This is a genomic window from Rhizobium sp. M10 (genome assembly GCF_002531955.1).
Classification (GTDB): domain Bacteria; phylum Pseudomonadota; class Alphaproteobacteria; order Rhizobiales; family Rhizobiaceae; genus Rhizobium; species Rhizobium etli_C.
Window position 1 is genome coordinate 62,216 of the sequence record NZ_NWTA01000005.1, and the last position, 21,255, is coordinate 83,470.

20 protein-coding genes are annotated in these 21,255 nt (G+C 60.6%); 12 read left to right on the forward strand and 8 right to left on the reverse strand.

The window, feature by feature from the left end:
* The first annotated feature begins 19 nt into the window (after positions 1–19).
* Positions 20–526, forward strand: a complete 507-nt coding sequence (locus CO671_RS09905) for an FxsA family protein (protein WP_097605987.1) — start codon at positions 20–22, stop codon at positions 524–526.
* A 101-nt stretch (positions 527–627) separates the two neighbouring features.
* Positions 628–1,110 carry a protein-export chaperone SecB gene (gene secB, locus CO671_RS09910; RefSeq protein ID WP_037115887.1) on the forward strand — a complete coding sequence of 161 codons (483 nt, stop codon included), beginning with the start codon at positions 628–630 and terminating at the stop codon, positions 1,108–1,110.
* An 86-nt stretch (positions 1,111–1,196) separates the two neighbouring features.
* Here the strand turns inward: secB and dnaQ are convergent, their stop codons facing one another.
* From dnaQ to CO671_RS09935, 5 genes are read right to left on the reverse strand one after another with little or no spacing between them, the layout of a single operon-like run.
* Positions 1,197–1,922 carry a DNA polymerase III subunit epsilon gene (gene dnaQ, locus CO671_RS09915; protein ID WP_097605788.1) on the reverse strand — a complete coding sequence of 242 codons (726 nt, stop codon included), beginning with the start codon at positions 1,920–1,922 and terminating at the stop codon, positions 1,197–1,199.
* A complete protein-coding gene (gene coaE, locus CO671_RS09920) occupies positions 1,915–2,526 on the reverse strand; it encodes a dephospho-CoA kinase (protein ID WP_097605789.1) in 612 nt (203 codons plus the stop codon). Before coaE ends, dnaQ begins: the two co-directional genes overlap by 8 nt.
* Positions 2,526–3,383: a shikimate dehydrogenase gene (locus CO671_RS09925; RefSeq protein ID WP_097605790.1), complete on the reverse strand. Its 858-nt coding sequence runs from the start codon at positions 3,381–3,383 to the stop codon at positions 2,526–2,528. The genes coaE and CO671_RS09925 overlap by 1 nt, the downstream gene beginning before the upstream one ends.
* Positions 3,376–3,975 carry a Maf-like protein gene (locus CO671_RS09930; RefSeq protein ID WP_097605791.1) on the reverse strand — a complete coding sequence of 200 codons (600 nt, stop codon included), beginning with the start codon at positions 3,973–3,975 and terminating at the stop codon, positions 3,376–3,378. The genes CO671_RS09925 and CO671_RS09930 overlap by 8 nt, the downstream gene beginning before the upstream one ends.
* Before the next feature lie 33 nt (positions 3,976–4,008).
* On the reverse strand, positions 4,009–4,830 hold the full coding sequence (locus CO671_RS09935; RefSeq protein WP_037115893.1) for a pyruvate, water dikinase regulatory protein: 822 nt from the start codon (positions 4,828–4,830) through the stop codon (positions 4,009–4,011).
* 400 nt (positions 4,831–5,230) lie between these two features.
* Here CO671_RS09935 and hemE point away from each other — a divergent pair, with 400 nt between their 5' ends.
* From hemE to CO671_RS09980, 8 genes are all read left to right on the forward strand, one after another.
* The gene (hemE, locus tag CO671_RS09945; RefSeq protein WP_097605792.1) at positions 5,231–6,262 is read left to right on the forward strand and encodes a uroporphyrinogen decarboxylase; all 1,032 of its coding nucleotides are present in this window, start codon (positions 5,231–5,233) and stop codon (positions 6,260–6,262) included.
* Positions 6,259–6,801 (forward strand): protoporphyrinogen oxidase HemJ, encoded by a 543-nt coding sequence (gene hemJ / locus CO671_RS09950; RefSeq protein ID WP_097605793.1) that lies wholly within the window; start codon positions 6,259–6,261, stop codon positions 6,799–6,801. Before hemE ends, hemJ begins: the two co-directional genes overlap by 4 nt.
* Positions 6,802–6,999: 198 nt before the next feature.
* Entirely contained in the window at positions 7,000–8,265 is a 1,266-nt protein-coding gene (rho, locus tag CO671_RS09955; RefSeq protein ID WP_003571435.1) for a transcription termination factor Rho, read from the forward strand.
* 102 nt (positions 8,266–8,367) lie between these two features.
* Positions 8,368–9,687, forward strand: a complete 1,320-nt coding sequence (mnmE, locus tag CO671_RS09960; RefSeq protein WP_170964958.1) for a tRNA uridine-5-carboxymethylaminomethyl(34) synthesis GTPase MnmE — start codon at positions 8,368–8,370, stop codon at positions 9,685–9,687.
* Positions 9,688–9,754: 67 nt separating this feature from the next.
* Positions 9,755–11,632: a tRNA uridine-5-carboxymethylaminomethyl(34) synthesis enzyme MnmG gene (mnmG, locus tag CO671_RS09965; protein WP_097605795.1), complete on the forward strand. Its 1,878-nt coding sequence runs from the start codon at positions 9,755–9,757 to the stop codon at positions 11,630–11,632.
* A gap of 24 nt (positions 11,633–11,656) precedes the next feature.
* Complete coding sequence (gene rsmG, locus CO671_RS09970; RefSeq protein WP_097605796.1) at positions 11,657–12,274, forward strand: 16S rRNA (guanine(527)-N(7))-methyltransferase RsmG; 618 nt, start codon at positions 11,657–11,659, stop codon at positions 12,272–12,274.
* Between the two features lie 19 nt (positions 12,275–12,293).
* Positions 12,294–13,088: a ParA family protein gene (locus CO671_RS09975; RefSeq protein WP_038692104.1), complete on the forward strand. Its 795-nt coding sequence runs from the start codon at positions 12,294–12,296 to the stop codon at positions 13,086–13,088.
* Between the two features lie 31 nt (positions 13,089–13,119).
* Positions 13,120–14,001 (forward strand): ParB/RepB/Spo0J family partition protein, encoded by an 882-nt coding sequence (locus tag CO671_RS09980; protein WP_038692102.1) that lies wholly within the window; start codon positions 13,120–13,122, stop codon positions 13,999–14,001.
* On the opposite strand, the gene holA is transcribed toward CO671_RS09980, so the two are convergent.
* Genes holA through leuS form a run of 3 tightly spaced genes read right to left on the reverse strand, consistent with a single transcriptional unit; the run spans position 14,002 to position 18,194 of the window.
* Complete coding sequence (holA, locus tag CO671_RS09985; RefSeq protein ID WP_097605797.1) at positions 14,002–15,042, reverse strand: DNA polymerase III subunit delta; 1,041 nt, start codon at positions 15,040–15,042, stop codon at positions 14,002–14,004.
* A gap of 10 nt (positions 15,043–15,052) precedes the next feature.
* Positions 15,053–15,574 carry an LPS assembly lipoprotein LptE gene (gene lptE, locus CO671_RS09990; protein WP_097605798.1) on the reverse strand — a complete coding sequence of 174 codons (522 nt, stop codon included), beginning with the start codon at positions 15,572–15,574 and terminating at the stop codon, positions 15,053–15,055.
* Positions 15,564–18,194 (reverse strand): leucine--tRNA ligase, encoded by a 2,631-nt coding sequence (gene leuS / locus CO671_RS09995; protein ID WP_097605799.1) that lies wholly within the window; start codon positions 18,192–18,194, stop codon positions 15,564–15,566. The genes lptE and leuS overlap by 11 nt, the downstream gene beginning before the upstream one ends.
* Positions 18,195–18,395: 201 nt before the next feature.
* Here leuS and CO671_RS10000 point away from each other — a divergent pair, with 201 nt between their 5' ends.
* Together CO671_RS10000 and CO671_RS10005 are read left to right on the forward strand one after the other, a co-directional pair.
* Positions 18,396–19,055, forward strand: a complete 660-nt coding sequence (locus tag CO671_RS10000; protein ID WP_010029890.1) for a YggS family pyridoxal phosphate-dependent enzyme — start codon at positions 18,396–18,398, stop codon at positions 19,053–19,055.
* 82 nt (positions 19,056–19,137) lie between these two features.
* On the forward strand, positions 19,138–21,048 hold the full coding sequence (locus tag CO671_RS10005) for a propionyl-CoA synthetase (protein WP_097605800.1): 1,911 nt from the start codon (positions 19,138–19,140) through the stop codon (positions 21,046–21,048).
* Positions 21,049–21,255: the final 207 nt, after the last annotated feature.

Below are 21,255 nucleotides of genomic sequence, written 5' to 3' on the forward strand. Positions count from 1 at the left end.
AGTCCGGGACATGACGACCATGCGTTTTTCAATCCTGCCGGCTTTCATTCTGCTGCTGCCGCTTGGCGAAATTGCCGGTTTCGTCGTCGTCGGCCGGGCGCTCGGCTTGGCGCTGACACTTGCGCTCGTCGTAGCGAGCTTTGTTTTCGGCGTGGTCCTGCTGCGCCGGCAGGGCATCGGTATCCTGCGCCGCATGTCGAGCGAAGGACGAAACGGCGTGATGCCCGGTAGCGAATTGCTGAAGCCGGCGATGAACGTCATCGCCGCGCTGCTTCTGATCATTCCCGGCTTCGTCACCGATATCATCGCAATCCTCATTCTTATTCCGCCGGTGCGCGATCTCGTCTGGCGCTCGATCGCCAAGCGCTTTGTCGTCGTCAACGCCGAGCGTGGCTTTTCCGCCGGCCCGAAACCGGATTTCCGCGACGGCAACCGGAATTCGAAGGTGGTGGATCTCGACGAGGAGGATTATCATAGGCAGCCGGATCGCAACTCGCCGTGGTCCGGCAAACATCTCGGTGATTGAGGTGGTTCGACCGAGCAACTGCGCCCAGCGCCCAGGGTTGTAAGCCCCTCCCCGAAATGTTAGATGGCGGCACCATTCCCATGCCCTTCGAGGAAAAGCCAATGGCAGACGACAACAACAGCAACGGTGCGACCAACCCCACCCTTTCGATCCTTGCGCAATATACGAAGGATCTGTCCTTCGAAAATCCGGGTGCGCCGCGTTCGCTGCAGGCCCGCGACAAGGCACCGACGATCAACATCAATGTGAACGTCAACGCCAATCCGCTTTCCGACACGGATTTCGATGTCGTGCTGTCGCTGAATGCCGAAGCCAAGGACGATGACAAGACGGTGTTCCATACCGAACTCGTCTATGGCGGCGTCTTCCGCGTTGCCGGCTTCCCGCAGGAGCACATGCTGCCGGTTCTCTTCATCGAATGCCCGCGCATGCTCTTCCCCTTCGCCCGTCAGATCATCGCCGACGTCACCCGCAACGGCGGCTTCCCGCCGCTGATGATCGATCCGATCGACTTCACGCAGATGTTCGCCCAGCGCGTTGCCGAAGAGCAGGCCCGCGCCAAGGTTCAGGCCGTTCCGAACTGATCGAATTCCTTCGGTTCTGACATGCGGATGCCCGGGCAAGTCCCGGGCATTTTCAATTCAGCGCTGCGCATCTGAAATTTAAGGAATCACGCCGGCGGGCTGCCGAATTTCGACCAGATGCCTTTTTCGCCGAGCTTGGCGACCAGTGCCTCATGCGCCTGCGCTTCGGCCTGGCTGAGGCGGGGCGCAAGCGGGCGGGGCCGCTCAAGCACCGCTGCTATCACGCCATCATCTTCCATCGCCATTCCGCCGCGCGCCGTCTGGCCGGATTGGCCCGATAGGCCGAGGCCAAGGGCCGCCTGCCGGCCGCCGATCATTTCGATATAGACTTCGGCCAGCAGTTCGGAGTCGAGAAGCGCGCCGTGTTTGGCGCGGTGCGAATTGTCGACGCCGTAACGCCGGCAAAGCGCGTCGAGCGAATTTGGTCCCATCGGATGTTTGCGCCGCGCCATGGACAGTGTATCGACCACCCGTTCCGGCAGGATCGGCGGCAAACCGATTCGCGCAAATTCAGCATTGATGAAGCCCATGTCGAAGGTAGCATTATGGGCGATCCATTTGGCATCGCCGAAAAAGGCGAGAATTTCCTCGGCGATCTCGGCGAAGGCTTTCTTGTCCTTCAGGAATTCGTCGGTAATGCCGTGCACGGCGAGCGCATCCGGATGGACCTTCTGATCTCCCGGATTGATGTAGATATGAAGCGTGTTGCCGGTCGGGAAGTGATTGAAGAGTTCGATGCCGCCGATTTCGATGATGCGGTCCATCCGGTTGTCGAGGCCGGTGGTTTCCGTATCGAAAATGATCTCACGCATTCCGGAAATCTCCCTTGGCAATTCGTATTTTCAGATCGGCGACGATCTCAAGCACCCGTTTCCTCGTCTGCTCAATGCTGTGGCTGGTGTCGATCAGGTAATCGGCACGGCGCCTCTTTTCTGCATCCGGCGTCTGGCGAGAGAGAATCATGTCGAATTTTTCCTCGGTCATGTCTTCGCGCGCAAGCACCCTCTGACGCTGAATCTGTGGATCGGTGCTGACGACGACGATGACATCCACCCTTTCCCAGGCGCCGGTTTCGAAAAGCAGCGGGATATCGAGCAGAACCATCTCGGCGCCGGCGGCGCGGTGGTGCGCCAGAAATTCCGTCTCGCGCTTGCGGACCAGCGGGTGAACGATCGCCTCCAGCCGTTTGAAGCCGTCGGGATCGAGCGCCAGCTGGCGGCCGAGTTCGTGCCGGTCGATCACGCCGTCCTTCATCGTGCCGGGAAAGGCGATATCCACCAGCGGGGCAGCCTCGCCGGCATAGAGATCGTGGACCACGGCATCCGAATCGTTCAGCGGGATCCCGGCCTCGGCAAAGAGCTTGCCGGCCGTCGACTTTCCCATTCCGATCGAGCCGGTCAATCCGATCTTCAGCATCAGTGTGCTTCCATATCCGCAATGATCAGTGCACGCAGTGCGGCGTCGACGACCGGGCGCTTGCCGAACCATTTCTCGAAGCCCGGCACGGCCTGATGCAGCAGCATGCCGAGACCATCGACGATCGCAAAGCCCTGCTCTTGCGCCTGCGCCAGGATCGGCGTCTTCAGCGGCACATAGACGATATCGGTGACGACGGCATCGGCCGCAAGAGGGGTGAAATCGAGCTGCGGTGCCGCCTCGCCATCCATGCCGAGCGACGTGGTGTTGATAAAGAGGCCGGCGCCTTTCATGACCTCGGCAAGCGCCCCGGCCGGATGGGCGTGAACCTTCGAGCCAAAGCGGTCGGCCAGTTCGCGGGCCCGTTCGACCGTACGGTTGACGACGTGAATTGTCTTAAAGCCGCGGTCGCGAACCGCCTGGATGACGGCCCGGCTGGCGCCGCCGGCGCCAAAGATCACGGCCGTGTCATGCCGGTCCCAGCCCGGATGGCGTTCGTCAAGATTGGCAGTGAAACCGCGGCCATCGGTATTTGTCGCATGGAGAAGGCCATCCTCCAGCCACAGCGTGTTCGACGCGCCGAGTTCGCCTGACAGCGCGTCCGGTTCGTCGGCGAGGCGGAAGGCCAACTCCTTATGGGGAATGGTGACATTGCCGCCGGCAAAGCCGGAACTGCCATCCTTCAGTGAAGCGATGAAATCGGCAAAGGCCCCCGGTGCAACTTCGTGAGCGCGGTAGCTGCCCGGCAGGCCGAGCGTCTTCAACCAATATCCGTGGATCAACGGCGAGCGCGAATGCTTGACCGGAAAGCCGGTGACAAACGCTTTCGGCCCGAATGTTTCACGTGAATCACCCATCGATCGCTCCGAGTTCGCGCAATTTCTTCAGAAGCGGCAGCATCGGCAGGCCGAGGATGGTGAAATAATCACCTTCGATTTTCTCGAAGAGCTGAATGCCCTGTCCCTCCAATTGATAGGCGCCGACGCTCGAAAGCGCTCTGTCGCCGACCCGCGCCAGATGCCCGGCAATGAAATCCGTCGTCAGCGGTCGCATCGCCAGCTCCGCATGGGCGAGATGTTCCCACAGGACCACGCCATTGGTAACGATGGCTACGGCGCTGTTCAATCGATGCGTTTTTCCCGACAGGGCTTGAAGATGGCTCGCCGCGTCGGCCATGTCCTTCGGCTTGTGGAAGACGCGGTCGCCGAGCGACATCGTCTGATCCGAACCGATAACCAGGCTGTCCGAAAAACGGCGGCTGACATCCTCGGCCTTGGCCCTGGCGAGCGCGAGGGCAACGGCATCCGGCGTCGCGCCGGCTTTTTCCAAGGGCGCTTCCAGCGCCCTTTCATCGATCCTTGCGGCATGCGCCTCGAAGGACAGACCGGCATTTTCCATCAGCATCCGGCGAAACGGGCTCGACGATGCAAGGATGATTTTTGTTGTCATAGGTTCCTCGGAGTGCCGGCTTTCCGTCAGCGCTTAGCGCAGCTTCGGGCGCAGGGCAACGATTGCCGCGGCGGTTTCCTCGATCGAGCGGCGGGTCACGTCGATCAGCGGCCAGTTGTGACGGGCGCAAAGCGAGCGGGCATATTTCAGCTCCTCGGAAATCGCGGCGCGATCGGTATAGTGTTCGCGATCGAAGCCTTGGGTCGCTCCGAGGATGCGGTTTTCCCGCACCTGGGAGATGCGGTCGGTGGTGGCGATCAGGCACACGATCAGGGGTTTGGTCGCGACAAGCAGGCTCTCGGGCAATGGCACGCCGTAGACGATCGGAATGTTGGCCGTCTTGATGCCGCGATTGGCGAGATAGATGCTCGTCGGTGTCTTGGACGTCCGGCTGATGCCGATGATGACGACATCGGCATCGTTGTAATCGTCCGGCATCTGGCCGTCGTCGTGATCCATGGTGAAATTCAGCGCTTCGATGCGGGCGAAGTAGCCGGCATTCATCACATGCTGGGCTCCGACCCGGCGACGCGACGGAGCGCCGAGATAGATCTGAAACGCATTCATGACCGGCTCCAGCACATTGACCGAGGCGACGCCCATTTCGGTGCAGCGCTCGTCGATCAGGCTCGCCAGTTCCCGGTCGACGATGGTGTAGAGCACGATGCCGGGCGCATCGTCGATCGCCTGTAGAACCGGCAGCAGCTGTTTGCGGTTGCGGATCAGCGGATAGACGTGCTCGATCGGCTGAGCCGATCGGAACTGCGCCGAGGCGGCGCGGCCGGCAGAGATCAGAGTCTCTCCCGTCGAGTCAGAAATCAGATGCAGATGAAAGAAGTTCGTTCTGTTCTCCACGCTATTTTCCGCTGCCTGTTGAAAACACTGGATGATGGAGAGCTAAGGCGGCGAGGCTGCCTCGGGCAAGGGAAAACACGCCGCCTTATCCACATTTCGGATTTTGCGGACTGGTTTTGCCAGGTCCTGTGGAGGATGGGGACGAAATCGGTTTGTCGACGAAAGCCCCACAACTTATCCACAGGAAGGAGAAAATTGCTTGCCGAGCAAGATTTTGGAATCATTTCCGGATTCGCCTTCTCCCCGAAATTTCGCAGAATCGGAAAATTCTTTTCGAGTTGTATAGCGGACGCGCGACAAATGGCATCGGCAGTGGATGGATTTTAATCCTTGATAGACACCGACTCTAAGAAATAGAAACCTTTTAAAATATCTTTGATTTTTTATAGGGAAGAAGCGCTTGAGCGACACGCGCCGAAAGATCATGAGGGTTCTCGATGGCGAAAGCCTGAGCCCTCCTCCTCTCTGGCTGATGAGGCAGGCGGGACGTTATCTGCCGGAATACAGAGAGACACGGGCAAAGGCCGGAAGTTTTCTCGATCTCTGCTACACGCCCGATTACGCCGTCGAGGTGACGCTGCAGCCGATCCGCCGTTATGGCTTCGACGCGGCCATCCTGTTTTCCGATATTCTGGTCATCCCCGATGCAATGAAACGGAATGTCCGGTTCACTGAAGGGCATGGGCCGGAGATGGATCCGATCGATGAAGCCGGGATCGGGCGATTGAACGGGGAAGAGGTCGTCGCCTATCTCAGACCGGTTCTGGAAACGGTGCGACGGTTGCGGGCGGCGTTGCCCGATGAGACGACCCTGCTCGGCTTCTGCGGCGCGCCCTGGACGGTTGCGACCTATATGATCGCCGGACACGGCACGCCGGATCAGGCCCCTGCCCGTCTCTTCGCCTACAAATATCCCCGCGCTTTCGAACATCTGCTGATGCTGCTTGCCGACGTATCGGCAGACTATCTCGTCGCCCAGATCGACGCCGGCGCCGATGCCGTCCAGATCTTCGATTCCTGGGCTGGGGTTCTCGGGGAGAAGGAGTTCGAAGCCTTCGCGATCAGGCCGGTTGCGCGGATGATCGCGTCGATCAAGTCGCAGCGCCCGCATGCGCGCATCATCGCCTTCGCCAAGGGGGCCGGCTATCAGCTGAAATCCTATCGTCAGAAGACCGGTGCCGATGCGATCGGCCTCGACTGGTCGGTTCCATTGGCCTTTGCCGCCGAACTTCAGAAGGATGGACCGGTGCAGGGCAATCTCGATCCGATGCGCGTCGTTGCCGGCGGCCGGGCGCTGGAAGAGGGTATCGATGATATTCTGCAGCATCTCGGCCATGGACCGCTGATCTTCAATCTCGGCCACGGCATCACGCCGCAGGCCGATCCGGACCATGTGCGTCAGCTGGTCGAACGCGTGCGGGGCGCGAAGTGACGACGGAAAGGCAGACGGATCGGAAACCCGGCGCTTATGCCCGGCGCCGTGCCCATTTTGCGCTGGCCTTCTTCGCGCTGATGGCGGTCGGGCTTTTCGCCTGGAACCCCGACAATCTCTATCTCTGGATCAAGGCGCTTCACATCATCGCGGTGATTTCCTGGATGGCCGGACTGTTCTACATGCCGCGGCTGTTCATCTATCACACCGACGCGGAGCCGGGCTCGGTGCAGTCGGAGACCTTCAAGGTGATGGAGCGCCGGCTGCTGCGGATCATCATGACACCGGCGATGATGCTGACCTGGATCTTCGGTCTTTATCTCGCCTGGTCGGTCTATGGATTCCAGGGCGGCTGGCTGCATGCCAAGATCGGTCTGGTCGTGCTGCTGACCGCTGTTCATATGTTCTTCAGGCGTGCGGTCGGCGCGTTCGAGCGCGACGAAAATCGCCGCTCGGCACGCTATTGGCGGTTCATGAACGAGGCGCCGACACTGCTGATGATCCTGATCGTGATCCTCGTGGTGGTGAAGCCGTTCTGAGGAAAATCTTCCTCAGGTTAAATTTGCTTCATTTTAATCAGCCCCCTTGCGGCGGCGATTGCGACTCGCTATTTTCCGCGCATCTCATCTACGTGGCATGTGTGAAGAGTTCAGTCGTCTGCGAGCCCCTTTCGCAGTACCGAATACGACCCAACATCGCCTTTCCCCTTCGAAAATGAAAAGAGTATTGGTCACTTCATGGCTGAAATGAAGCTTCAGGAACTTAAGAGCAAATCCCCGACGGATCTTCTGGCTTTTGCCGAATCGCTCGAGGTCGAGAATGCAAGCACGATGCGCAAACAGGAATTGATGTTTGCGATCCTCAAGATGCTGGCCAGCCAGGATGTGGAGATCATCGGCGAAGGGGTGGTCGAAGTGCTGCAGGACGGCTTCGGCTTCCTGCGCTCGGCCAACGCCAACTACCTGCCCGGCCCTGACGATATTTATATCTCGCCGTCGCAGATCCGCCGTTTCTCTTTGAAGACAGGCGACACCGTCGAGGGACCGATCCGTGGACCGAAGGAAGGCGAGCGCTATTTCGCGCTGCTGAAGGTCAACACCATCAATTTCGACGATCCGGAAAAGATCCGTCACAAGGTTCATTTCGACAATCTGACGCCGCTCTATCCGAATGAGCGCTTCAAGATGGAACTTGATATTCCGACCTCCAAGGATCTGTCGCCCCGCGTGATCGATCTCGTGGCGCCGCTCGGCAAGGGCCAGCGCGGATTGATCGTCGCGCCGCCGCGCACCGGTAAGACCGTCCTTCTGCAAAACATCGCCCATTCGATCACGGCCAACCACCCGGAATGCTATCTCATCGTCCTTCTGATCGACGAACGTCCGGAGGAAGTGACGGACATGCAGCGTTCCGTCCGCGGCGAGGTCATTTCCTCCACCTTCGACGAACCGGCGGTGCGTCACGTCCAGGTGGCCGAAATGGTCATCGAAAAGGCCAAGCGTCTCGTCGAGCATGGCCGCGACGTCGTCATTCTGCTCGATTCGATCACACGCCTCGGGCGCGCCTACAACACGGTCGTCCCCTCCTCCGGCAAGGTGCTGACGGGTGGTGTCGACGCCAACGCGCTGCAACGGCCGAAGCGCTTCTTCGGCGCCGCGCGCAACATCGAAGAAGGTGGTTCTCTGACCATCATCGCAACGGCGCTGATCGATACCGGCAGCCGCATGGACGAAGTGATCTTCGAAGAGTTCAAGGGTACCGGCAACTCGGAAATCGTCCTCGACCGCAAGGTCGCCGACAAGCGCATCTTCCCGGCGATGGACATCCTCAAGTCCGGCACGCGTAAGGAAGACCTGCTCGTTCCACGCCAGGATCTGCAGAAGATCTTCGTTCTTCGCCGTATCCTCGCTCCGATGGGCACCACCGATGCGATTGAATTCCTGATCGACAAGCTGAAGCAGACGAAGAACAATTCTGATTTCTTCGACTCGATGAATACCTGATCCTTAGCCGGATTCATCTTTTGAGAGCTGGCGCATCGCCTCGATGTCGCCAGCTTTTTATTTGAGAGGAATTGATTCGGATTCGAACTGACAGGCGGACGCGTGGCCATGGTGGATGATACGATTTATGCGCTGTCGAGTGGCGCCCCGCCCTCGGGTGTTTCGGTCATTCGCATCAGCGGTCCGTTGACCAGAGACCTGCTAACCAGGCTGGTCGGGTCAGTGCCGCCTGATCGGCTGGCTTCCTACCGAACGATTCGGGCACGTAACAACCAGCCGATCGATAGCGGTCTGGTACTGTTTTTCCCCGCTCCAAACTCGTTTACCGGCGAGGATGTCGCCGAGCTGCAGATCCATGGCAGCAAGGCCGTCCTGGCAGCGCTGTTTCAGGTGTTGGGTGATACTCCCGGTGTTCGTATGGCGATTGAAGGCGAGTTTTCCCGACGCGCTTTCGAAAACGGCAAGCTTGATCTGGTCGAGGTCGAGGGCCTGGCCGATCTCATCGGGGCTGAGACCGAGATGCAGCGCCGCCTGGCCGTGGAACACAGCGCTGGTGGCGTCTCGGCAGTATATGATTCGTGGGCGGAACGATTGACCCGCGCGCGCGCCTTGATCGAAGCGGAACTCGATTTTGCCGACGAGGATGATGTCCCGGGATCGGTGTCGGATATGGTCTGGGCCGATATGGATCGCCTTCGCAATGATATCCGCCATCATCTCGACGCGGCTTCGGCGGGCGAGATTATCAGGGACGGCCTTAAGGTGGTGATCGCCGGCGCGCCGAATGCGGGAAAATCGAGCCTGCTGAATGCTCTCGCCCGACGTGACGTCGCCATCGTCACGGATATTGCCGGAACCACCCGTGACGTCCTGCAGGTCGATCTCGACATTGACGGCTATCTTGTCAAACTCTATGACACGGCCGGTCTGCGTGAGGCGGACGACCGGGTCGAGATGGAAGGCGTGCGGCGGGCGCGGGTTGCGCTTCGCGATGCCGATCTTGTGTTGTTGCTGGTCGATGTGAGCGATCCCGTTATTCCTGCCGACTTGGACCAGGCTTTGCCGCATGTTAGGGTCGGAACGAAGAAGGATCTCATCGAGACTGGCTCCGATCGATATGATCTGCGGATTTCGACGGCAACCGGTGAAGGCCTGCCGGAATTGCGGGCGCTGATCGGGCGCGTCGTCAAAGAGCGGTTTGATGGCCTGTCTATGGCGATCCCGAGCCGACAGCGGCATAAGGATTCGCTGGCGAAATGTTTGGCAGCGCTCGATGCGGCAATCTCGCAGAGCGAGACGAATCTCGAACTGCGCACGGAGCAGCTTCGCCTGGCGGCTGAGTATTTGGGACGGATTACCGGGCGGGTTGATGTCGAGCAGCTGCTCGATGTGATCTTCTCGGAGTTTTGTATCGGCAAATGATTCACGTGAAACCTTCTTGAGGCTGTCGCCCGAGTTCACGTGAAACCCCGCCGAGTTGGAGTTTGAGATGACCGGCAATGTCTATGATGTGATTGTGATCGGCGGCGGCCATGCGGGCACGGAGGCTGCCAGTGCAGCTGCGCGCCTCGGGGCGAAAACCGCCTTGGTCACCCACAGGCGAGACACGATTGGTGTCATGTCCTGCAATCCAGCGATTGGCGGGCTTGGCAAGGGACATCTGGTCCGCGAGATCGACGCGATGGACGGTCTGATGGGCCGGGTCGCCGATCTAGCCGGTATCCAGTTCAGAATGCTGAACCGGAAGAAGGGTGCGGCCGTCCGCGGTCCGCGAACGCAGGCGGATCGCAAGCTGTATCGACTGGCGATGCTGGCGGCGATCGAAGCGACACCAGGCTTGGATATCGTCGAAGGTGACGCATTCGATCTCGACGTCGTCGATAACCGTGTTGCCGGCGTGATCATGAAGGATGGCCGGCGGCTGAAAGCGCCGGCAGTCGTGTTGACGACCGGCACCTTTCTGCGCGGTCTGATCCATATCGGTTCGGAAAAGACACCCGCCGGCCGTGTCGGCGAACCCCCTTCGCTCGGGCTGTCGGCGACTCTGGCCCGGCTGGGGCTGCGCCTCGGGCGATTGAAGACGGGCACGCCGGCCCGGCTGGACGGCAAGACGATCGACTGGCAGTCCGTCGGTCGGCAGGGTGCGGACGAGGATCTCGTGCCCTTTTCCTTCATGACGGATTCGATCACGACGCGGCAGATCGAATGTGGCGTCACCCGGACGACCGAAGCGACACACCGGATCATCGTAGACAATATCAAGCGTTCGGCCATGTATTCCGGGCAAATCGAAGGTGTCGGGCCGCGTTACTGCCCATCCATCGAGGACAAGCTGGTCAAGTTCGGCGAACGCGATGGCCATCAGGTCTTTCTCGAGCCCGAGGGCCTCGACGACGATACGGTCTATCCGAATGGCATTTCGACGTCGCTGCCGGCCGAGGTCCAGGCGGAATTCATCAAGACCATTCCCGGACTCGAAACAGCGCGGATCCTCCAGCCGGGTTATGCCATCGAGTATGATCATGTCGACCCGCGGCAGCTGACGCCATCGCTTGAAGTCAAGCGGTTGAGAGGCCTGTTTCTCGCCGGCCAGATCAACGGGACCACCGGTTATGAGGAAGCAGCGGCGCAGGGGCTGGCGGCGGGCTTGAATGCTGCACTGCGAAGCACCGATTCGGATCCGTTCCATTTTAGCCGGGCGAATTCTTACATTGGGGTTATGATCGATGACCTCACGTCGCGAGGCGTTACGGAACCGTATCGGATGTTTACGTCGCGCGCGGAGTATCGTCTGACTCTGCGGGCCGATAATGCCGATGTTCGGTTGACACCGCTGGGCATGCGGCTTGGCTGCGTCAGCAGCGCGCGCGCGCGGCGATTCACGGCCTATCAAGCGGAAGTCGACGCCGGGCGCGCCCAACTGATGTCGCTGACGGTGACTCCCAATGAAGCGCGGCGCGCCGGCCTGAACATCAATCTGGATGGTCAGCGCCGGACGGCCTATGATTTGTTGTCCTACCCGGATTACGACTTTGCCGCCCTCCGGCAGGTCTGGCCGGATGCCCTCGGCGCGATCCGACCGACGGTTGCCGAGGCGTTGGAGATCGAAGCGGGCTACTCCGTTTATCTCGACCGGCAGGCGGCGGCCATTGCCGACCAGCAGCGCGACGAGGAGCGGCGTATCCCTGATGATTTCGACTATTCTGCGCTTTCCGGCTTGTCGAACGAGCTCAAGACGAAGCTTAGTGCGGCCCGCCCGTTCAACGTCGCGCAGGCAGCCATTGTCGAGGGCATGACGCCGGCCGCTATCGCGCTGTTGCTGGTGCATTTGCGCCGGCGGAGCGGTGCAGAGCGTCAAACTGCCTAACACAAGATTTGAGAGTCTTTGAGAATGGAATTGAACGGTTTGCGTGTTTCACGTGAAACACAGGCACGACTCCAACAGTTTGCGGCACTCTTTCAGAAATGGGCAAAGGCCATCAATCTCGTAGCGCCATCGACGCTCGATGATCTGTGGCGGCGTCATATCGCCGACAGCAGCCAGATTTTCCAGATTTACCCCGAGCCGGTTCGCTGGGTCGATCTCGGCAGCGGCGGCGGCTTTCCCGGCGTGATCACCGCGATCTTCCTGGCGGAACTGCAGGATGGGTGGGTGCATCTTGTCGAAAGCAACCACAAAAAGGCAGCATTTTTGCGAACCGCACTGCGGGAGACAAATGCACGCGGGAGCGTTCATGCCATTCGAATCGAGGATGCCCATGCCGAGATCGGCGAGTGTGATGCGATTTCAGCCAGAGCACTCGCCGACCTCGACGGGCTGATCGGCTATGCAGCGCCTTGGATGCTTGGCAAGGAAAATTGTCGTGGGTTTTTTCATAAAGGCCGGGATTACCTGAGGGAAATCGACGAAGCACGTGGCCGGTGGGAATTCGATCTGTTAGAACATAAGAGCGCCGTCGAGCAGGAATCTGTTATTTTGGAAATATCGAATCTCCGGCGCTTGGTTTAACAGATCGGATATTGCGGCAATGGCTGGCGAACGACATCGGATAATCACCATCGCAAATCAGAAGGGTGGCGTTGGCAAAACGACCACCGCCATCAACCTGGCAACAGCGCTGGCCGCTATCGGCGAGCGCGTCCTGATCGTGGATCTCGATCCGCAGGGCAACGCCAGCACCGGCCTCGGCATCGACCGTCGCGATCGCAAACTTTCCTCCTACGACCTGATGGTCGGAGAGCGCGGGATCAGCGAGGTGACGCTGGAAACTGCGGTTCCCAACCTCTTCATCGTGCCGTCGACCATGGATCTGCTCGGCATCGAGATGGAGATCTCGCAGCAGAGCGATCGTGTCTTTAAATTGCGGAAGGCACTGTCGTCCGCTGAAGCCATGGCGTTTTCCTATATTCTTCTCGATTGCCCGCCTTCGTTCAACCTGCTGACGATGAATGCCATGGCAGCGGCCCATTCGGTGCTGGTGCCGCTGCAGTGCGAATTTTTCGCGCTCGAGGGGCTGAGCCAGCTGCTCGAAACCGTCAGTCAGGTGCGCCGGACGGTCAACCCGCGGCTGGATATCCAGGGCATCGTCCTGACGATGTTCGATGCGCGCAATAATCTTGCCCAACAGGTGGTCAATGATGTGCGCACGCATCTCGGCGAGAAGGTTTACCATACGTTAATTCCGCGCAATGTCCGGGTGTCCGAGGCGCCGTCCTACGGCAAGCCGGCCATTCTCTATGATCTGAAATGCGCGGGCAGCCAGGCCTATCTGCAGCTGGCCTCCGAGGTCATTCAGCGGGAGCGCCAGAGGCTGGCTGCGTAAAATCATTTCAGGATGCAGGTGAGTGTAGATCATGAATGACGATATATCGAAAAGGCGATTGGGCCGTGGCCTTGCGGCGCTGATTGGTGAAATGGATCAACCTGTTCCGGTGGAGGCTGAACGAACCGTCAGCGCCGACCGGATGATCCCGATCGAGTTCGTCAGTCGCAACCCCCGCAACCCCCGTCGTTTTTTCGACGACACCGAATTGCACGATCTTGCCAGCTCCATCCGCCAGCACGGCATCGTGCAGCCGATCGTGGTGCGAACGATGGAGCGGGACCGCTATGAAATCATCGCCGGCGAACGGCGGTGGCGCGCAGCGCAGCTTGCCGGCCTGATCGAGATCCCCGTCATTATCCGCGACGTCGACGATAAAACGGCGCTGGAGATTGCCATTGTCGAAAACGTGCAGCGCGCGGATCTCAATCCTCTTGAAGAGGCGTTGGGCTATGAGCAGCTTATCGCGGAATATGGCTATACCCAGAACGATCTTGGCGAAATTATCGGCAAGAGCCGCAGTCATGTCGCCAATTCGCTGCGTTTGCTGAAACTGCCGGATCCGGTTCGCGATCTGCTGGCCGCCGGCAGTCTTTCGGCCGGACATGCGCGTGCGCTGGTGTCGACACCCGATCCGGCAAGCCTTGCCCGCACAATCGTTGCCAAGGGCATGTCGGTGCGTGATGCCGAAAAGCTGGCGCAGAACAATATCAAGGCGCAATCGGAGCCGCAGCAGACGGCCTCGCGCCGCGATCAAAAGGACTCGGATACGCTGGCGCTGGAACGCACGCTGTCCGATGCCCTCGGGCTCGAGGTGTCAATCAATCACAAAACGAGCGGCGGCCAGATCAAAATTTCCTACAAGTCGCTCGAGCAGCTCGAGGAAGTCTGCCGCTTGCTGGAACGGCGATAATCACGCCGACTTGCGACCGGATTGCAGGGTGGTGGAGAGCAGTGTCTGCATCGCAACGCTGTCTTCCAGCACCTGCCGACGCCGGCTCTGAAGAATGGCGGCCTGCAGACGGTTGGATTCACGCGCGATGCTTTCCGCGGACCACTGGCGAAGCGCCTGCTCGAGGATCGGCTTGCGGCGAAAATGCAGATGCCGTCCCATTGTCTGCATCACCTGCGGCGCCTGCAGGCGCTTGTCTTCCATCTCTGCACGCATGGTATCCAGAAGCTGGAACTGCTTCAAACAGGCCTGCAGCACGAGAAAGATCGCTGTTTTCGAACTGCTGATCTTTTGCATGGCATGGAGGAAGCCGTTGAGGTCGCCGCCGAGGATGGCGTCGACGGCATCATCAACGGAGATCGCGCTGGCATCGCCGATTATTTCGGTAACGTGATGTTCTTCGACCGTATCGAGGCCGCGGCAGTAAAGGGCGAGCTTGCGCACTTCATTGCGTGAAGCGATACGATCGCCGCCGATCAGTGCGATCAGCGCCTGGCGCGCCGCCGGTGTAATACCGAGCTTTTCCACCCCGAGTTCAGCATCGATCAAGCCGTTCAAGGCGCGGCTGTCGTCGGCATAAGACGGCACCGTCATGACGGCTCGCGCGGCTTCCGCGGTCTTGCGCAGCAGCGATCCCTTTTTCAGATCGCCGGCCTCGACGATCAGATAGGCGGCCTCGAGCGGTTTTTCAGCCAAGAGCGCCAGGGAATCGACAAGGTATTTCTCGTTGGCGGCGCCGCGGATCCAGATGAGTTTTTCGCCGCCGAACAGCCCGATGGATTGGGCCTCGTCAACCAGTCGCCCGGGATCCTTTTGCAGATCGGCGATATCGAGTTTTGTCAGCGAGAAAGGGTCGTCCAGCGCGACGCCGGTCTTGCCGGCGAGCTGGCCGGCGCGCTCGGACACCAGACCCCGATCCGGCCCGTAAATGACGAAAATCCGGTAGTTCCGCGCCGATTTCTGCAGAAAGGTCTCGAACTCGTGGGACTTGATCTCCGCCACCTGTCCGCCCTCAGCGGCTGAGGGCAGCGGCGAGATCGGCCCCTACGAATTCCGCCGTCTGATCGGCAGCGCGGTTCTCGGCATCGCGGATCGCCCTCTGCTTGGCAAATTCCTGCTCGGAGAAATCCACCAGCGCGGTCGCCTGGCGGCTGCCGGCCTTGATGACGCGACCATCGGCGATGGCGCTCAGCGTATAGGTGACGGTGACGGTGACACGACCGGCGCGCGACGTGTCGCCGGATTGCCGCAGGAGCGTATCGGCGACACTCGACGTGGCCCGCAGTTCAACGTGATACTGCGGATTTGCCGCTTCGCCGGCGCCGCGCGACGCCAGGAAGATCAGCCGATTGCGCACCTGTTGTTCGATGCGGCCGGATGCGTCGGAAAAGCCGACCGAGGACAGCTTTTCGGTGACGCCCGAGCTCTCGGAATAAAGCGGCCGGACCTGGCAGGCCGACAGAAATGTCGCGGCGGCAAGGATCATGGCGATGCCGGCATTGCGGGCCAGCTTGCGAGCGATTTCAGACGACAATGTTCACAATCCTTTGGGGAACCACGATGATCTTCTTCGGTGCCTGACCGTTCAGCACATTCTTCACCGCGTCCAGTTCCAGCACGGCGTCGGTGACGGCATTCTGATCCGCATCGCGAGAAATTGTCAATTCGGCGCGCTTCTTGCCGTTGATCTGCACGGGCAGGACAACGTCGTTTTCAACGACGAGCGCTTCGACGAAACGCGGCCAGTCGGTGCGGGCAAGCAGCTCCGTATTGCCAAGCGTGGCCCAGCATTCTTCAGCGAGATGCGGCGTCATCGGGGCGACGAGTTGAATCAGAATCTCGGCCGCGTCACGCACGGCGGCACGATAGGCGATATCGCCCTCCCCTGCCGCAACCCTCGTCAGCGGCGCGGCGAGCGCATTGACGAGCTCGTAGATGCGGGCGACGGCCTTGTTGAACCAGAGCTTGTCGTAGTCGTTCTGAACGGCCTTCAGCGTCTTGTGCGCCGCCTGCGAGATCGCCAGCGCCTCGCCTTCGCTTGCCGGTGCTGCCTCAACGGTCGACAGGACGCCGGCCGCTTCGGAAATCAGCCGCCACAGGCGCTGGGTGAAACGGTGAGCGCCTTCGACACCCGCTTCGGACCAGATGACGTCGCGCTCCGGCGGAGAATCGGACAACACGAAGAAGCGGGCAGTATCGGCGCCATAGGAGGCGATGATATCGTCGGGATCCACGACATTCTTCTTCGATTTCGACATCTTCTCGATCGAGCCGATGGCGACCTCCTCGCCTGTCGCCAAGAGCAGGGCACGGCGTTTGCCGTCGATCTCCTCGATGCGGATATCGGCGGGAGCCACCCATTCACGGCCGGCGCCGGCGTTGCGGCTGTAGGTCTCATGAACCACCATGCCCTGGGTGAACAGGCCCTTGAAGGGTTCGCTCGCCGCAACGTGACCGGTCTCGCGCATGGCGCGGGTAAAGAAGCGCGAATAGAGCAGATGCAGGATCGCGTGCTCGATGCCGCCGATATATTGATCGACCGGCAGCCAACGGTTAGCCGCCTCAGGATCGGTCGGCTTGCCCTCCCACGGCGCGGTAAAGCGGGTGAAATACCAGCTCGAATCGACGAAGGTGTCCATCGTATCGGTCTCGCGGCGGGCATCCTTGCCGCAATTCGGGCAGGCGACGTGACGCCAGGTCTGGTGGCGGTCGAGCGGGTTGCCCGGCTGGTCGAAGCTGACGTCGTCCGGCAATTTCACCGGCAGGTCCTTCTTCGGCACCGGCACGACACCGCAGGCATCGCAATGGATGACCGGGATCGGGCAGCCCCAATAGCGCTGGCGCGAAATGCCCCAGTCGCGCAGGCGGAAATTGATCTTCCGCTCAGCCTGGGGCGTATTGCCGAGCGAAGCGGCCGACAGCCGGTCGGCAACGATATTGAAGGCTTCTTCGGTCGTCTTGCCGTCGAGGAAGCGCGAATTGATCATGACGCCATCGCCGTCATAGGCGGTATCGCCGACGGAAAAGCTCGCAGCGTCGCCATCGCTCGGCATGACCACGGGCACGACCGGCAGGCCGTATTTACGGGCGAAATCGAGGTCGCGCTGGTCGCCGGAGGGGCAGCCGAAGATCGCGCCCGTGCCGTAATCCATCAACACGAAATTGGCGATATAGACGGGCAGCTCCCAGGAGGGATCGAGCGGATGGCGCACACGGATGCCGGTGTCCAAGCCCTTCTTTTCGGCGGTCTCGAGTGCTGCGAGCGAAGTGCCGGCGCGGCGGCATTCCTCGCAGAAGGCCTCGATCTCGGCGTTCGTGGCGGCGGCATCCTTGGCCAGCGGATGGTCGGCGGAAATCGCCAGGAAGGAGGCGCCGAACAGCGTATCCGGCCGGGTGGTATAGACGGTAATCTCGGTTTCGCCGGCCGGCGCCGTTTCCGGCACGATCTCCCAGCGAATGGTCATGCCTTCCGAACGGCCGATCCAATTCTTCTGCATCAGGCGAACTTTTTCCGGCCACTGGTCGAGCGTATCCAGCGCGTCCAAGAGGTCCTGGCTGAAATCGGTGATCTTGAAGAACCATTGCGTCAGTTCACGCTGTTCGACCAGCGCGCCGGACCGCCAGCCGCGGCCGTCGATCACCTGTTCGTTGGCGAGCACGGTGTTGTCGACCGGATCCCAATTGACCTTCGACTGCTTGCGGTAGACCAGACCCTTCTCCAGGAAATCCACGAAGAGATGCTGCTGGTGCTGGTAATAGTCGACGTCGCAGGTGGCGAACTCGCGGCTCCAGTCCAGCGAAAGCCCCATGGCCTTCAGCTGCGCCTTCATCGAGGCGATGTTCTGATAGGTCCAGGAGGCGGGGTGGACGCCGCGTTCCATGGCGGCGTTTTCCGCCGGCATGCCGAAGGCGTCCCAACCCATCGGATGCAGCACGTTATAACCGCGGGCACGCTTGTAGCGGGCAACGACATCGCCCATGGCGTAGTTGCGGACATGGCCCATATGGATGCGCCCCGACGGATAGGGGAACATTTCGAGGACGTAATATTTTTCGCGCGGATCGGCGTTGTCGGTCTCGAAGACCTTGTCTTCATTCCATTTCTGCTGCCAGCGGGGCTCGGCATCGCGCGGATTATAACGTTCGGTGGCCATTGTATTCGAAATTCCGGAAAATCAGGGGAGGTTGGTCGAGACCTTCACCATGAAACCACCGTAGCGTCAAGTTTTGCAGGCGCTGCAAGCGTCCGATCTTCATTCCGGCCGGGCGATTTCGCGGCAGCGGGTCTTGGCAAGCACAGAATGGCTGGCTAGTTCATTGCCATCACTCTCATGCTGAAATGTCGAGGCAGAACGATGGAACTTCAAGAGCGCTTGAACGACGTGCGATCGCGGATTGCCGCCGGAGAACGCCAGGCCGGCCGGCCGGCCGGCTCGGTTCGGCTCGTCGCAGTGTCGAAGACATTCGAGGCGGAGGCGATCCGCCCGGCGATCGAAGCCGGACTGCGCATTTTCGGCGAGAACCGGGTGCAGGAAAGCCAAGGCAAATGGCCGGCGCTGAAAGCCGAACATCCCGACATCGAGCTGCATCTGATCGGGCCGCTGCAATCGAACAAGGCGGCGGACGCGGTGGCGCTTTTCGACGTGATCGAGACCGTCGATCGGGAAAAGATTGCCCGCGCCCTTGCCGAGGAGATGAAGCGGCAAGACAGGAGGCCGAGGCTTTACGTCCAGGTCAATACCGGGCTCGAGCCGCAGAAGGCCGGCATCGCGCCTGACGACACGCCGGCTTTCGTCTCGCTTTGCCGTGGCGAGCTCGGTCTTTTGATCGAAGGTCTGATGTGCATTCCGCCGGCCGAGGAAAATCCCGGACCGCATTTTGCCCTGCTGGCAAAGCTCGCGTCGAAATGCGGCGTTGAGAAACTCTCCATGGGCATGTCGGGCGATTACGAGACAGCGATCGCCTTCGGCGCCACCAGCGTCCGCGTCGGATCGGCGATTTTCGGCGCGCGCTGATACGCTGCTTTGGTCGGGCTTCCCGTTCCCCTCCCCTGTGCCTAGATTAACATCGAGGCTTGCATGTCCTGGGGAGGAGCAGATGCAGAACGGCTATCATCAGGCCTATGCGGCCTGGAAACGCGATCCCGAAGCCTTCTGGCGCGAAGCCGCCGCCGAGATCGACTGGTTCAAGCCGCCGGAGCGGGTGTTTTCGCCTGATGACGGTATTTACGGCCGCTGGTTCTCGGGAGCGGAAACCAATACCTGTCACAATTGCCTGGACCGGCATGTGACGGCCGGACGCGGCGGCGAGACGGCCATCATCTTCGACAGCGCCATGACCGGCGAGAAGCGCCGGTTCTCATATGACGAGGTGCTCGGCGAGGTGAAGGCCATCGCCGCGACGCTGCTGGCGCTCGGCATCGGCCGAGGCGATCGCGTCATCCTCTATATGCCGATGCTGCCGCAGGCAGTGTTTTCCATGCTTGCCTGCGCGCGGATCGGTGCCGTCCATTCGGTCGTTTTCGGCGGGTTTGCCGCCAGCGAGCTTGCGGCGCGCATCGACGACAGCGGCGCCAGGCTGGTGATTACCGCGAGCTGCGGGCTCGAGCCCGGTCGCGTCGTCGCCTATAAGCCGCTGGTCGATCAGGCGATCGAGATTGCGCGGGTAAAGCCGGAGCGCTGTCTGGTGCTGCAGCGGCCGCAGCTTCGAGCCGATCTCATCGGCGGCCGCGATGAGGATTTCGAGGCAGCGGTGGCGCGCCATCGCGGCGCCGAGGTGGCTTGTGTTTCCGTCAAGGCGACCGATCCGCTCTACATTCTCTACACCTCTGGTACGACCGGCCAGCCGAAGGGCGTGGTGCGCGACAATGGCGGCCACATGGTCGCGCTCAACTGGTCGATGCGGAATATCTACGGCGTGACGCCGGGCGAGGTCTTCTGGACGGCCTCCGATATCGGCTGGGTCGTCGGCCATTCCTATATCGTCTACGCACCGCTGATATCGGGCGTGACGACCTTGATTTTTGAGGGAAAGCCGGTCGGCACGCCCGATGCCGGCGCATTTTGGCGCGTCGTTGCAGAGCACGACGTGCGCGTGCTCTTCACGGCGCCGACCGCCTTTCGCGCCATCCGGCGCGAGGATGGGGACGGCGAACTGATCGCGAACCACAAGATGCCGAATTTGCGGGCACTGTTTCTTGCCGGCGAGAGGGCGGATCCGGAGACCCTGAAATGGGCCGAACGCATGCTTGCCATCCCCGTCATCGATCACTGGTGGCAGACGGAGACCGGCTGGCCGATCGCCGCAAATCCGCTCGGCCTCGGCGCCCTGCCCGTCAAGCACGGTTCGCCGGCACTGCCGATGCCGGGCTACGAGGTGACGGTGCTCGACGATGCCGGCCATCCGATCGAGGCGGGGACGCTCGGCAATATCGTCATCAAGCTGCCCCTGCCGCCCGGCTGCCTGCCGACCCTCTGGCATGCGGACCATCGTTTCCGATCGGCCTATCTCGACGAGTTTCCCGGTTACTACAAGACTGCCGACGCCGGCTATGTCGACGAAGACGGCTACCTCTTCATCATGTCGCGGACCGACGACATCATCAATTGCGCCGGTCATCGGCTCTCGACAGGTGCGATGGAGGAGGTTTGCGCGCGTCACCCCGATGTCGCCGAATGCGCGGTTATCGGCGTGATCGATGCGCTGAAGGGTCAGGCTCCCTGCGGCTTCCTGGTGCTGAAGCGGCATGTCGTTCGCGAATCGACGGCGATCGAATCGGAGGTGGTGGCGATGATTCGCGATCAGATCGGGCCTGTCGCCGCCTTCAAGACGGCGATCACCGTCAACCGATTGCCGAAGACGCGGTCGGGCAAGATCCTGCGCGGCACCATGCAGAAAATTGCCGACAGCATACCCTGGAAAATGCCCGCAACCATCGATGATCCGGCGATTTTGGAGGAGATCGCCGAGGCGCTGCGCAAGCGCGGGTTCGGCTCTCTGCCGATGTAAAAATTAAGCATTCGATAAGCCTAATTGAGGAATTGTTAACCATGTTGCGCAAGGATTTGTTAACGGCAATGGCTTGCATAGCAGGCTTTGCATGACGCGGTCGCCGTTACCGGCCTGCTGCACAATTCCCTAAATCGGAATCGATTTAAGGATAAAATCATGCAGCAGTTGAAGTGCTACAGCGTCCTTTGTGCGTCTGAAAAGACG

Coding starts and splice junctions, on each gene's coding strand:
- CO671_RS09905 (WP_097605987.1), top strand. CDS start 20: ATGCGTTTTTCAATCCTGCCGGCTTTCATTCTGCTGCTGCCGCTTGGC.
- secB (WP_037115887.1), top strand. CDS start 628: ATGGCAGACGACAACAACAGCAACGGTGCGACCAACCCCACCCTTTCG.
- dnaQ (WP_097605788.1), bottom strand. CDS start 1,922: ATGCGTGAGATCATTTTCGATACGGAAACCACCGGCCTCGACAACCGG.
- coaE (WP_097605789.1), bottom strand. CDS start 2,526: ATGCTGAAGATCGGATTGACCGGCTCGATCGGAATGGGAAAGTCGACG.
- CO671_RS09925 (WP_097605790.1), bottom strand. CDS start 3,383: ATGGGTGATTCACGTGAAACATTCGGGCCGAAAGCGTTTGTCACCGGC.
- CO671_RS09930 (WP_097605791.1), bottom strand. CDS start 3,975: ATGACAACAAAAATCATCCTTGCATCGTCGAGCCCGTTTCGCCGGATG.
- rho (WP_003571435.1), top strand. CDS start 7,000: ATGGCTGAAATGAAGCTTCAGGAACTTAAGAGCAAATCCCCGACGGAT.
- mnmG (WP_097605795.1), top strand. CDS start 9,755: ATGACCGGCAATGTCTATGATGTGATTGTGATCGGCGGCGGCCATGCG.
- rsmG (WP_097605796.1), top strand. CDS start 11,657: ATGGAATTGAACGGTTTGCGTGTTTCACGTGAAACACAGGCACGACTC.
- CO671_RS09975 (WP_038692104.1), top strand. CDS start 12,294: ATGGCTGGCGAACGACATCGGATAATCACCATCGCAAATCAGAAGGGT.
- CO671_RS09980 (WP_038692102.1), top strand. CDS start 13,120: ATGAATGACGATATATCGAAAAGGCGATTGGGCCGTGGCCTTGCGGCG.
- leuS (WP_097605799.1), bottom strand. CDS start 18,194: ATGGCCACCGAACGTTATAATCCGCGCGATGCCGAGCCCCGCTGGCAG.
- CO671_RS10000 (WP_010029890.1), top strand. CDS start 18,396: ATGGAACTTCAAGAGCGCTTGAACGACGTGCGATCGCGGATTGCCGCC.
- CO671_RS10005 (WP_097605800.1), top strand. CDS start 19,138: ATGCAGAACGGCTATCATCAGGCCTATGCGGCCTGGAAACGCGATCCC.